The sequence below is a fragment of the Nocardiopsis sp. NPDC058631 genome (assembly GCF_042716955.1).
Lineage (GTDB): Bacteria > Actinomycetota > Actinomycetes > Streptosporangiales > Streptosporangiaceae > Nocardiopsis.
Genome location: NZ_JBHXQY010000145.1, coordinates 1 through 11,335 on the forward strand (window position 1 = coordinate 1; position 11,335 = coordinate 11,335).

At 70.1% G+C, this 11,335-nt stretch carries 7 protein-coding genes and 2 pseudogenes; 2 read left to right on the forward strand and 7 right to left on the reverse strand.

The genetic code is table 11. The features are described from left to right. A partial coding sequence (locus ACFWTE_RS28410; protein ID WP_378782994.1) for a beta-ketoacyl synthase N-terminal-like domain-containing protein occupies positions 1 to 1,549 on the reverse strand: 1,549 nt, incomplete at its 3' end. Between the two features lie 133 nt (positions 1,550 to 1,682). Next, positions 1,683 to 3,005, reverse strand: coding sequence for an FAD-dependent oxidoreductase (locus ACFWTE_RS28415; RefSeq protein WP_378782995.1), 1,323 nt, complete (start codon positions 3,003 to 3,005; stop codon positions 1,683 to 1,685). Positions 3,006 to 3,253: 248 nt separating this feature from the next. Between ACFWTE_RS28415 and ACFWTE_RS28420 the strand changes: the two genes are divergently transcribed. Next, complete coding sequence (locus tag ACFWTE_RS28420) at positions 3,254 to 4,837, forward strand: aspartate aminotransferase family protein (protein ID WP_378782996.1); 1,584 nt, start codon at positions 3,254 to 3,256, stop codon at positions 4,835 to 4,837. 54 nt (positions 4,838 to 4,891) lie between these two features. Here the strand turns inward: ACFWTE_RS28420 and ACFWTE_RS28425 are convergent, their stop codons facing one another. Then, the gene (locus ACFWTE_RS28425) at positions 4,892 to 5,662 is read right to left on the reverse strand and encodes an SDR family NAD(P)-dependent oxidoreductase (RefSeq protein WP_378782997.1); all 771 of its coding nucleotides are present in this window, start codon (positions 5,660 to 5,662) and stop codon (positions 4,892 to 4,894) included. A gap of 413 nt (positions 5,663 to 6,075) precedes the next feature. Here ACFWTE_RS28425 and ACFWTE_RS28430 point away from each other — a divergent pair, with 413 nt between their 5' ends. Next, entirely contained in the window at positions 6,076 to 6,912 is an 837-nt protein-coding gene (locus ACFWTE_RS28430) for a serine/threonine kinase (protein WP_378782998.1), read from the forward strand. 422 nt (positions 6,913 to 7,334) lie between these two features. Here the strand turns inward: ACFWTE_RS28430 and ACFWTE_RS28435 are convergent. From ACFWTE_RS28435 to ACFWTE_RS28450, 4 genes and pseudogenes are all read right to left on the reverse strand, one after another. Then, a pseudogene (locus tag ACFWTE_RS28435) lies at positions 7,335 to 8,314 on the reverse strand (IS701 family transposase); the annotation flags it as partial. Positions 8,315 to 8,609: 295 nt separating this feature from the next. Next, complete coding sequence (locus ACFWTE_RS28440) at positions 8,610 to 9,164, reverse strand: TetR/AcrR family transcriptional regulator (protein WP_378782999.1); 555 nt, start codon at positions 9,162 to 9,164, stop codon at positions 8,610 to 8,612. Positions 9,165 to 9,297: 133 nt separating this feature from the next. Continuing rightward, on the reverse strand, positions 9,298 to 9,765 hold the full coding sequence (locus ACFWTE_RS28445; RefSeq protein WP_017568687.1) for a nuclear transport factor 2 family protein: 468 nt from the start codon (positions 9,763 to 9,765) through the stop codon (positions 9,298 to 9,300). A 278-nt stretch (positions 9,766 to 10,043) separates the two neighbouring features. Further along, positions 10,044 to 11,082, reverse strand: a pseudogene (locus ACFWTE_RS28450) (IS701 family transposase). Between the last annotated feature and the right edge of the window lie 253 nt (positions 11,083 to 11,335).

The following is an 11,335-nucleotide window of genomic DNA, read 5'->3' on the forward strand; positions in this document are numbered from 1 at the left end:
CCAACCCCTCCAACAACTCACCCCGACCCGAACCCACCACCACACCCCGCACCGGCATCACCGCACGCGACGACACCAACGAAAAACCCACATCACACACAGAAACACCCACATCCCCACGCACACGCTCAACCAACCGCCCCGCCTGAGCACGCAACGCACCCTCAGAACGAGCCGACACCACCCACGCCACAGCGGAGTGGTCCTGATCGCCCGGTTCCGGGCAGGGCTGGGACTCGGGCGCCTCCTCCACGACCACATGGCAGTTGGTCCCTCCCATGCCGAAGGAGGAGACGCCGGCGAGCAGGGGGCGGTCCGTGTAGGGCCAGGCGCCCGCCTCGCTGCGCACGGAGAGGTTGAGCTCCTCCATCGGGATCCGGGGGTTGGGGGTCTCGAAGTTCAGGCTGGGCGGCAGTTCCCTGTGGTGGAGGCTCAGCAGGACCTTGATCAGGCCCGCGATGCCCGCGGCACCCTCCAGGTGGCCGATGTTGGTCTTGACCGAGCCGACGTAGAGGGGCTCGGTGGGGCTGCGGTGCCGCCCGATCATGTCGCCGAGCGCGGCGGCCTCGACAGGGTCGCCGGTCGGGGTGCCCGTGCCGTGGAGTTCGACGTACTGGACCGACTCCGGGACCACGTCCGCCCGCTCGTACGCCCGCCGGAGCACCTCGCACTGGGTGCGCTCCCCGGGAACGGTCAGCCCGGCGGTCGCCCCGTCGTTGTTGACCGCGCTGCCGCGGATCACCCCGTAGACGCGGCGCCCCTGGGCGAGCGCCTGGTCCAGGGGCTGGAGGACCACGACGCCCCCGCCCTCGCCCCGGACGAACCCGTTGGCGCGGGCGTCGAAGGTGTAGCACCGGCCGTCGGGGGAGAGGGCGCCGAAGCGCTCCTCCACCAGCTCGCCCTCCGGGAGGATGTTGAGGTTGATCCCGGCCGCCAGCGCCAGGGACGACTCCCCCGTGCGCAGGCTCGCGCAGGCCATGTGGACGGCGACCAGGGACGACGCCTGGGCCGCGTCCACGGTGAGGCTCGGGCCGGTGAGGCCGAGGTGGTAGGAGACCCGGTTGGCGATCAGGCCCCGGCTCACCCCGGTCATGGTGTTCTGGGTGATGGCCTCCTCGCCGCGCTGGCCGACCATGATCGCGTAGTCGTCGCGCAGGGAACCGACGAAGACGCCCGCGGGGGTGTCCCTGACCGTCTCGGGGACGATGCCCGCGTCCTCCAGTGCCTCCCAGGCCAGCTCCAGCACGATCCGCTGCTGGGGGTCCATGGCCACGGCCTCGCGCGGGGAGATCCCGAAGAACGCGGCGTCGAAGTCCCCGACACCGTCGAGGTAGCCCGCGCGGGAGGTGCCCGCCCCGGGCGTGCGGCGGTCCGCGGGGGGCTCGTCCAGTCCGTGTCCCCCGCTGCGCAGCATCGCCCAGAAGCTCTCGGGGTCCGGAGCCTTGGGCAGCCGGCAGGAGAGGCCGACGACCGCGATCGCCTCGTCCCACCCGTCCCGCTCGGGGAAAAGACCGCCCTGGCCCCGCAGACCACCAGATTCAACCGACACAACAATCCCCTCATGCCAGGAAAGAAATCGCCTTGAGAGACGTTGGAAAAGGCATATCCGTAATGCGGTGAGCCCTGGAGCGGGCTGCGGTGAACCGACGTCCCGAACCTTTCGGGGCGCCCGTTCCGGTCGGTCAGAGTGGTCCGCCGTGGCGTTCGACGGCGGCCATGACGTGCGGTTCGGCCAGCGACTCGAAGGTGTCCACCAGGGTGCAGGCGCGGATGACGGCGAGGGCCACCTCGGGGTCCTGCTCGGCGGCTGCGAGCACCCTGAGGAAGAAGTGGTGCATCCAGAGCACCTGCTCCGTCCTCTCCCCCTCCACCCCCGGGTAACTCAGGTCGGTGACGACCGTGGTCTCCCAGACCCCGTCCACCACCCTCGCGGCCAGGTCACGGAAGAACCCGAGCGGCTCCGGGCGCGGGTCGCGCTCCAGGTGCTCGCCCAGGACCAGCGCGGACTGGGCCGCGACCGTCATGCCCTGGCCGTAGCGCGGGTTGGTGCTGCACAGCGCGTCGCCCAGGACGAGGAGCCCGCGCGGGAACTCCTCCAACCGTTCGTAGCGCCGTCGCAGGTTGGCCGGGAAGCTGTAGCGCACCGGTTCCGAGAGGGGCGTGGAGGTCTCGATCACCTCGTGGACGTCCCGGGTGGGCAGTGACTTGGTGAAGTCCAGCAGCGCCTCGGGGTCGGTCGGGGGGCGCTCGCCCAGGATCCCGTAGACGGTGAGGACCGTGCGGCCGCCCTCCACCCTCTGGCAGCTGGCACCGCGGGGCACCTCGGGGGTGGCCATGACGTTGATGGACACGTCGCCGCCGAACGCCTCCTCGGGGGTGCGGTAGTGGCAGGTGACGTAGTTGACGTCGATCCTGCGGCGCTCCTCCTCCGGTCTGGAGCAGCCCAGTTCCCGGAGCCAGGCACCGGTCCGCGAGCCCCGCCCGGCGGTGTCGACCACGAGGTCGGCGTCGAGCGTGAACTCGCCCTCCCCGGCCTCGCACACCACCCCGGTGACCGTCGCGCCGTCGTCACCGGCCACCGGGCGCACCACACCGGTCCGGTCGAGCAGCGTCACGCCCGGCAGCGCCCCGACCCGCTCCCGGACGAGGGACTCCCGCAGCGCCCGGGTCGCGGGAACCACGTCCAGCCCGGTGCGGACCCGGGGCAGCGGACCGCCGCTGATGATCCAGCGGGCGTTCTGCCCGGCGTCCCCGCGCGGGGCGCCCTCGGCCTCCAGCTGCGCGGTGATGCCGGGGAGGAGTTCCTCGACGATCTGGTGGCCCCGGGCGAGCATGTCGTGGGCCTGCCTCCCCTGCGGCACACCGCGCCTGTCGCCGCGGCCGGCGAGCGCGTCGCGCTCCACGACCGTCACACGCCCGTAGTGCCGCGAGGCGACCGCGGCGGCCAGCAGCCCGGCCATCCCCGCCCCGACCACGACCGCATGGTCCGCACCGTGACTGTCCACAGCGATCCACTCCCCTCGGATACAGCGACTCCGACCAGTTTTTCTCGCAGAACCTTTCGGAAAAATTACTCCACCTTCTCCACCGAATATCCACGCGCAAATAACTGGCCACTCATTCCAATTACCGGGGGAATTACCGGACCGTGGTCGCGTGCACGGGATGATCGGGGGCAGCCCGGGGGCGGCCATCCGTCACCGGACGGTCACCGATCCGGACCGGACGGTCCGCTTTCCCACAGGAGGAAACGATGAACCCGGCACCGACGGACAAAGAGCTGGCCGAACCCCACCTCCTGGGGACGCTGGCCAGCGTGGGGCTGGACGCCGAGTACGTCAGGGCGCACGGCGACACCGTGTACCGCCTGGACGGGGAGGGGCGGGAGGTCCCGGTGACCGACTTCGCCGGCGGCTACGGGTCGCTCATCCTGGGCCACCACCACCCCGAGATCACCTCCCTGGCCCGGGAGCTGCTGGAGCGGCAGGTGCCGGTCTACACGCAGTTCTCCCACCACCCCGAGGCCAACCGGGCCGCGAACCTGATCAACGCCGCCATCCGGCGGGAGACGGGAACGCAGGAGCCCTACTACGCCTTCTTCGCCAGCACCGGGGCCGAGGCGGTCGAGGCCGCGACCAAGCACGCCGAGTTCGCCCGGGCGCAGCGGCTCTCCGCGCTCGCGGCCGGGATCGGTGAGAACGTCGCCCTGGCCCGCGCCGAGCTCGGCGCGGGCCGCGCCGTGCCCGGCCCGGACGTGTACGAGCGCGCGGGCGCCGACAGCTCCCAGCCGGGGGACCGGGTCCTCGAACACCTGGTGGCACGCCTGGAGCGGCACAACGACGAGGTGCTGTCGCGGCCCCCCGTCTACTTCGCCCTGGAGGGCTCCTTCCACGGCAAACTCGCCGGAAGCGTCCAGCTCACCCACAACCCCGGCTTCCGGACCCCCTTCGCCGCCATGGCGGCGCGCGCCCGCTTCGTCCCGCTGAACGAGGGCGGGGCCCTGGTCAAGGCGGTCGAGGAGGAGCGGGCCGTGGTCTGGGACCTCGTGGTCGAGGACGGGCGGATCGGTGTCGTCGAACGCCCCGCGCCGGTCTTCGGCGCCTTCCTCGTGGAACCGGTCCAGGGCGAGGGCGGGGTCCACGAGGTCAGCCGCGAGTTCGCCGAACGGATCCAGGCGGTCTGCGCCGACATCGGGTGCCCGATCGTCGTGGACGAGGTGCAGAGCGGGATGGGACGCACCGGAAGCTTCCTCGCCAGTTCGCACATCGGGCTGCGCGGTGACTACTACGTCCTGGCCAAGAGCCTGGGGGGCGGGATCGCCAAGAGCTCGGTCATGCTCGTCCGCGAGGAGCACTACCGAGGGGAGTTCGAGCTGGTGCACAGCTCGACCTTCGCCAAGGACGGTTTCTCGTCACGGATCGCCGTCCGGGTCCTGGAACTGCTGGAGGCGGACGGGGGCGCGGCCTACGCCCGTGCGCGCGAGCGCGGCGAACGCCTCCGAGCCGCCCTGGAGCGTGTGCGGGCGGACTTCCCCGACGTGGTCGAGCAGGTGCGGGGCCGGGGCCTGATGCTGGGGCTGGAGTTCCGGGACACCTCCGACTCGCCCTCCGAGGTGTTGCGCTTCCTGGCCGAGGCCGACGTCCTCGGGTACGTCCTGTCCGGCTACCTGCTGCGCAAGCACGCCGTCCGCGCGCTGCCCACGGCCAGCGCGGTCAACACCCTGCGCTTCGCGCCCTCCATCGGGATCGCGGACGAGCAGATCGACCGGCTGGAGGAGGCGCTGAGGGACGTGGCCCTGGTCCTGCGCGAGCGGGACGAGCAGGCGCTGACCCCCTGACCGGGGACGGACGACGGGGGCCGCCGCCGCGGCCCCCGTCGCGTGTGCGGCCCCTCAGACGACCTTCTCGGCCCCGCCGTCGATCAGGCAGTCCTGGCCGGTGATGAACCCGGCCGCCGGCGAGCCGAGGAAGACGATCAGGTTGGCCACCTCCTGGGGCGTGCCCCAGCGTCCCGCGGTGACCCCGGCCAGCAGGGGCATGCCGTTGAGGAACTCGTCGATGTCCATGTCCATGCCGTAGCTGTCGCGCAGGCGGGGCCCGTACTCGTCCCACAGGGGCGTGCGGATGAGGCCGGGGGAGACCGTGTTGACGCGCACGCCCCGCGCGCCCAGCTCGTCGGCCAGACCCTTGCCCAGGGTCGTCAGCGCGGACTTGGGGGTGCTGTAGAAGTAGGGGCCGGTGTTGGGCCAGCGGGCCACGCTGGTGGACACGTTGACCACGGCTTCCCTGAGCCGGCCCTGGAGCACGCGGGTGGTCCGCAGGGGGGCGTAGAAGTTCAGTTCGAAGGCCTTGCGCCAGACCTCGTCGTCGATCTCGTCGAGCTTGCCCAGGGGGTGGTCGGAGAGGCCCCCAACGCCGTTGACCAGCAGGTCGACACCGTCGAACTCCGCGTCCACCGCGGCGCTGAGGGCCTCCAGGCCCTCCTCGGTGGTCAGGTCACCCTCCACTGTCAGGGCACCGCTGCCCTTGAGCTCGGTCGAGACGGCCAGGTCCGCCCCCAGGACGCGCACCCCCTCCTCGATGAGGGTCCGTACCACGGCGCCCCCGATACCGCCCGATGCGGCGGTGACCACCGCCGTCTTGCCGGAGAGTCCCAGATCCATTCTTGTTCTCCTCGTCGTGCTGCCGGGTGGAACGTAGGGAGAACGTATCCGTGCGCACACATCGGCCGACCACTGTGCGTTCACGCCCACCCCGGGAGGGCTTCGGAGAGGCGAGGGGATTCCGTGTGGGGTTGTTCTGTGCTCCGCCTAGCGACAATCCCCCATAACCTTCACATGACGATCAGCATTGATCTGTGCTTTTCCGGCAAATCCGACAACTGGTTGGTATAACTTCACACGGGTCATCCGCACCAGCCCGCACTCCACACCCCTGGTGCCCCTCTGCCTTGCCGCACGTGGATTCCGGAGTGCCCATGACCATCCCCCACCCTGCTCTGCCACCGGAATCGAAGCCGGGTTTGCCCCTCGGCGCGAAAATCGGAATCGGATGCGGAGGTTGCGCGTCCCTTCTCATGGCCGGTTTTCTGTTCCTGATGTTCATCGGGCTCCTCCTCGGCCCGCCGGCACCGGAGGCGGAACCGGTCGCGGCCACGCCGTCGCCCACCGCGCCACCATCCCCCACCGCACCGGACGTGGTCGGCCTCGGACTGCCGGACGCGGAGGAGGAACTCGATGACGCCGACTTCGCCCTGGGTGATGTCGGGCTCGCCGCCGCCGGGGACGACGCGGCGTGGAACCGTTCGGCGATGCTGGTGTGCTTCCAGTCGGTCGAGGGCACCGCGGTCGACCTGAGTGTGGCCCCGGAGGGCATCGACTGCCCCGACGACCCCGAAGCCTCGGAGGAGTGGCCGACCCTGCCCGGTTTCGTCGACGGCACGGTCTCCGAGGTCCGGGAGTGGGCCGAGAGCGCGGAGATCTCCGGTGTCGAGGTGTCGGCCGCGTTCGGCGGCGCCGACGCCCCGGACCCCGACGAGGCCGGCGACCACCTGGTGTGCGCGCAGTCCCCCGGCGAGGGTGGGAGGACCGCGCCCTACAAGGACGGTCTCCTGGTGGAGGTACACGTCGTCGGCTCCGACGAGGAGTGCCCCGACGAGGTCGGGGACCCCCGTCCCGAGCCCGAGCCGGAACCCGAGCCGGAGCCGGAGCCGGAACCCCAGCCGGAGCCCGAGCCCGCCCCGGAGCCCCAGCCGGAACCGGAACCTGAGCCCGAGGCTCCGTCCCACGTCCAGGGAGTGCACCCCGGGGCGTTCTGCTCCGAGCACTGGCAGTACGGGTACACGTCCGCGGGCACCCTCATGCAGTGCACGACCACGGCCGAGGACAGCAGGTACCGCTGGCGCCAGGCCTGAACGCCGCGGAAAGGGCGCCCTGCGCTGTGCCGTCGTGGTCGGCGCAAGCTGTGAAAAACCGGGAGGAAGGGGACCGGGCCTGGGACAGACTGCTCGGTGAACGGTGGCACACCCGTGCGGAGAAGCCCCGCATCCCTCTCTCCTCACCCACAGATCGGACGATCTTGCCTCGTACTCCAGTGCGGTTTCGTGATCTACCCAGCGGATTTGTCGGCGGATCGTCGTCGGTAGTGGCTGCGGCGGGCTGTTGCCTGGTGGCGTGTGCGCCAGTGGGACCAGTGCAGCAGTCTGCCCGCGGTCACGGCCGGTGCCGTGAGGACGGCGGCGAGCAGGTGGCGGATCTCGGGGACGGTCAACGTGATCGGGTCGCTGCCGCGGGTGGGGTGGAGTGGACCGACGGGCCGTTGTGGTGCCGGGTCGGCGGCAAGGGCGGTCAGAAACGCCAGCCCGAGCATGATGTGCCGGTGCCAGGAGGTCCAGTGCCTCACCTGGTAGTGGTCGAGTCCGACCTGGCCCTTGGCGGCCTGGAAGCACTCCTCGACGCTCCAGCGGACACCGGCGACGCGGACCAGTTCGGCCAGAGGCACTTCGGCGGGTGACCAGCACAGGTAGAAGGCGAGTTCACCGGTAGTCCGGTTACGTCGGATGAGCAGGTGGCGGTGTTCGTCGGTGCCGATGTGGATCCAGGCCCAGTCGTAGTGGCGCGGGCCTTTCGCACCGTTTCCGGCGCTGTGGCGCTGACAGGCGGTGGCGGGCAGGCGACGGCCAGCACGTAGCCGGTGCCGCGCGCCTCGAGGGCGGCGCGGAGCTGGGGGTCCTGGCCGTAGGCTTCATCGCCGGTCACCCAGGACGCGGTGATCCCGGTGTCCAGCGCGGCGGCGATCATCTCCCCGGCCAGGCGGGGCTTGGTCGTGAACCGGACTTCGTCGGGGATCCCGGCCGCGTGACGGCGTTCGGGATCGGAGCACCAGGACTGCTCGGGCAGGTAGAGCCGACGGTCGATCAGGGCCCGTCCCCGGCTGGTGGCCAGGGCGAGGAAGACGCCGACCTGAGAGTTTTCGATGCGTCCCGCGGTGCCGGTGTACTGCCGTTGCACACCGGCCGAGGCCCGGCCCTTCTTCAGGAAGCCGTTCTCGTCGACGACGAGAACGGCGCCGTCGGCGCCGAGGTGTTCGGCGGTGTACGCGCGCAGGTCGTCGCGGACCGCATCGGCGTCCCAGCGGGCGTAGCGCAGCAGGCGCTGCATCGGCCCGGGTCGGCTGTGGCCGGCCTGTTCGGCCAGCTGCCAGCAGTTCTTGCGCTCGACGTTCAACAGTAGCCCGAGCAGGTAGGCACGGGCCGCGGCCCGCGGCTCAACTCGCCCGAAGCGGCCCGCGATCCGGTCCATGGCCTGCTCGAACATCGCCCGCCATCGGGCGCCGTCTACGCTATGGCCCGCGGCCACCGCACGATCTTCAGGAGTCCACACAACCCCCGATGATCACGCGGCGGCCGCACCCGTTCCCAGCCGGGTCCGCGACAAGATCGCGAAACCAGACTGGAGTACTAATCCGGGACGCACTTGTGGCACAACTTCTGGGACGGTCCTGACCTGGGCAGTGTCGATCGACGTCGACACCGTCGGACGGCGTCCCAGTTTTAAGGAAGTGGGACGGCCTGGCCGGCTGCCTACATAGCCGCCTGTTTTTCGGCGGAAGCTACGGCGACTCCCGGTGGGCGAAGCTACCGCCGTCCGAACGAGACCGTTGTCCGCTGAGGGTCCGCGCCCAGGGCTCGTCGACGTCGGCCAGGCCGAGGGTCAGCGTGACATTTTCGAGCATACCGGCGCCGAACCAGTGCCGGACCGCAGCGTCGTCGTGGTTCAGGAGCTCACTGACGAGTTCGACCTGCCTGGCATAGCACGTGCGCAACGCCTCAGCCACGAGCGGCTCATCGGCTGCGCAACTGGCCTGCATGAGGAACCGCATGACGTCCCGGTCCTCGATCAGGGTGCTGTAGGCGGACCGGATCGCACGCATCACCGCCTCCGGCTGCCGGTGCGGCCCGGCCTCATCGGCGCCGGCTTCGGCGCCGGTCAGAGCATCCGAGATCAGCTCGGACGCGTGGAGGATGGCACCGGCGAACAACGCCTCCTTGCTGGCGAACAGGCGGTAGACGTAGGGCTGAGAGATTTTGGCCCGTTCGGCGATCTCACCAGTGGTCGTGCCGTAGTAACCCTTGCGCGCAAAGCAGGCCACGGCAGCGTCCAGCACGACTCGACGGCGTTGATCGCTCTTCACTCTGGAGCCAGGGGCGGGCATGTCTCCCAGTCTCTCACTGCGGAGTGGGACAGGGTGCGACGGGGCAAGACGGGCGGGTGACCTGTCTCACCCCGTCGAACCGGGATCAACGCTCCGAGGGCCACGACACGTCTTGGCCGCTGGCCGCCTCGTCGGGGGTCATGGCCTCGATGACCACGAGAGGATTCCAGTAGTCGACGAACTGCTCGACCAAGCCCGCCTCGTCGAGGCGGATCACCGTGATGACTGTCTGCTCGTACGGCTTGCCGGTGCTGAGGGCGATTCCCTCCGAGCGGTATTCGGCGACCGCGGTCCGGGGGTTGGCCGTCTCGATGAACTTCACGTCGACGAACTTCACGTCGAAGGTCTGCGGGAAGCCGCGCATGTGGGCGATCAGCGCCTCGCGTCCCTGCACCAGGGTAGGCACACCGGCGGGGGCGAAGGGGAACTCGACCGTGCCGTCCGCGGCGTACAGCTCGATCCACTCGTCGATCTGGCCGGACGACACCAGCCGAAGGTGCTCTGCCAGGGCGTGCTGTGCGGGGGTGAGCTCGCGGGTCGGGTTGACGCTCATGAATACTCCTCTGTTAGTGGTTGAACAATAACAAACGTAACAGGGAGACCTCCGAGGAGCAAGGGTGAGGGCCGTCACGGCCCAGCCAGGACAGACGTCGGTAGTCCGACTCTGGTTTGGGAGGTGCAGCGCAGGAGCGGCACCGTTTGGATGACGGCTGTGTCCCGGGAAGTCACCACGTCCGCGCACGCGCACGACCTCGGGCGTACTGCTCTCGCGGCCCATCTCATGGGCGTCGATCACGACTCGGACCTAGTACTCCAGTACGGTTTCGTGATCTACCCAGCGGATTTGTCGGCGGATCGTCGTCGGTAGTGGCTGCGGCGGGCTGTTGCCTGGTGGCGTGTGCGCCAGTGGGACCAGTGCAGCAGTCTGCCCGCGGTCACGGCCGGTGCCGTAAGGACGGCGGCGAGCAGGTGGCGGATCTCGGGGACGGTCAACGTGATCGGGTCGCTGCCGCGGGTGGGGTGGAGTGAATCGACGGGCCGTTGTGGTGCGGTTGCGACGGATGAGCAGGTGGCGGTGGCAGTCGGTGCCGATGTGGATCCAGGCCCAGTCGTCGTGGCGCGGGCCCTTCGCACCGTTGCCTGCGCTGTGCCGCTGCCAGGCGGTGGCGGGCAGGCGTGCGGCGAGGGTGTCCGCGCGGATGGGGGTGCGGCCTGAGTTGATCCGCACCCTGGTCGAGCAGGCGACCGCGAGAACGTAGCCGGTCCCGCGTGCCTCCAGGGCGGCACGCAGTCGCGGGTCCTGGCCGTAGGCTTCGTCACCGGTCACCCACGGTGCCGGCACCCCGGAGTCCAGCGCGGCGGCGATCATCTCCCCGGCCAGGCGGGGCTTGGTCGCGAACCGGACTTCGTCGGGTATCCCGGCCACCCGGCGGCGTTCGGGATCGGAGCACCAGGACTGTTCGGGCAGGTAGAGCCGACGGTCGATCAGGGCCCGTCCCCGGCTGGTGGCGTAGGCGAGGAAGACGCCGACCTGGGAGTTCTCAATGCGCCCGGCGGTGCCGGTGTACTGGCGCTGGACGCCCGCCGAGGCGCGGCTCTTCTTCACGAAGCCGGTCTCGTCCACGATCAGCACCGCGCCCTCGGTGCCGAGGTGTTCGACGGCGTAGGCCCGGATACCGTCACGGACGGCGTCGGCGTCCCAGCGGGCGTAGCGCAGCAGCCGCTGCATCGGGCCCGGCTGGGCCAAGCCGGCCTGTTCGGCCAGCTGCCAGCAGTTCTTCCGTTCGGTACGCGACAGCAGCCCGAGCAGATAGGCACGGGCCGTCCTCCGCGGTTCAACCCGGCTGAACCGGCCCGCGGTCCGGTCCATGGCCTGCTCGAACATCGCCCGCCATCGGGCGCCGTCTATGCTGTGACCTGCGGCCACCGCACGATCGTCATGAGTCCACACAACCTTTGATGATCACGCGGCGGCCGTACCCGTTCCCAGCCGGATCCGCGACAAGATCGCGAAGTCACACTGGAGTACTACTGAGTTTTTCGTTAGTTGTGTGGGGTTGGAGGATGGACCTCCAGCCCGGTATGAGCAAGGAAGGACCAGGGGAGACGATCGTCTTCGCAGA

Bases quoted from the DNA above. Each gene is read 5' to 3' on its own strand.
- ACFWTE_RS28430 (WP_378782998.1), top strand. From the start codon at position 6,076: ATGGCCGGTTTTCTGTTCCTGATGTTCATCGGGCTCCTCCTCGGCCCG.
- ACFWTE_RS28425 (WP_378782997.1), bottom strand. From the start codon at position 5,662: ATGGATCTGGGACTCTCCGGCAAGACGGCGGTGGTCACCGCCGCATCG.
- ACFWTE_RS28420 (WP_378782996.1), top strand. From the start codon at position 3,254: ATGAACCCGGCACCGACGGACAAAGAGCTGGCCGAACCCCACCTCCTG.
- ACFWTE_RS28445 (WP_017568687.1), bottom strand. From the start codon at position 9,765: ATGAGCGTCAACCCGACCCGCGAGCTCACCCCCGCACAGCACGCCCTG.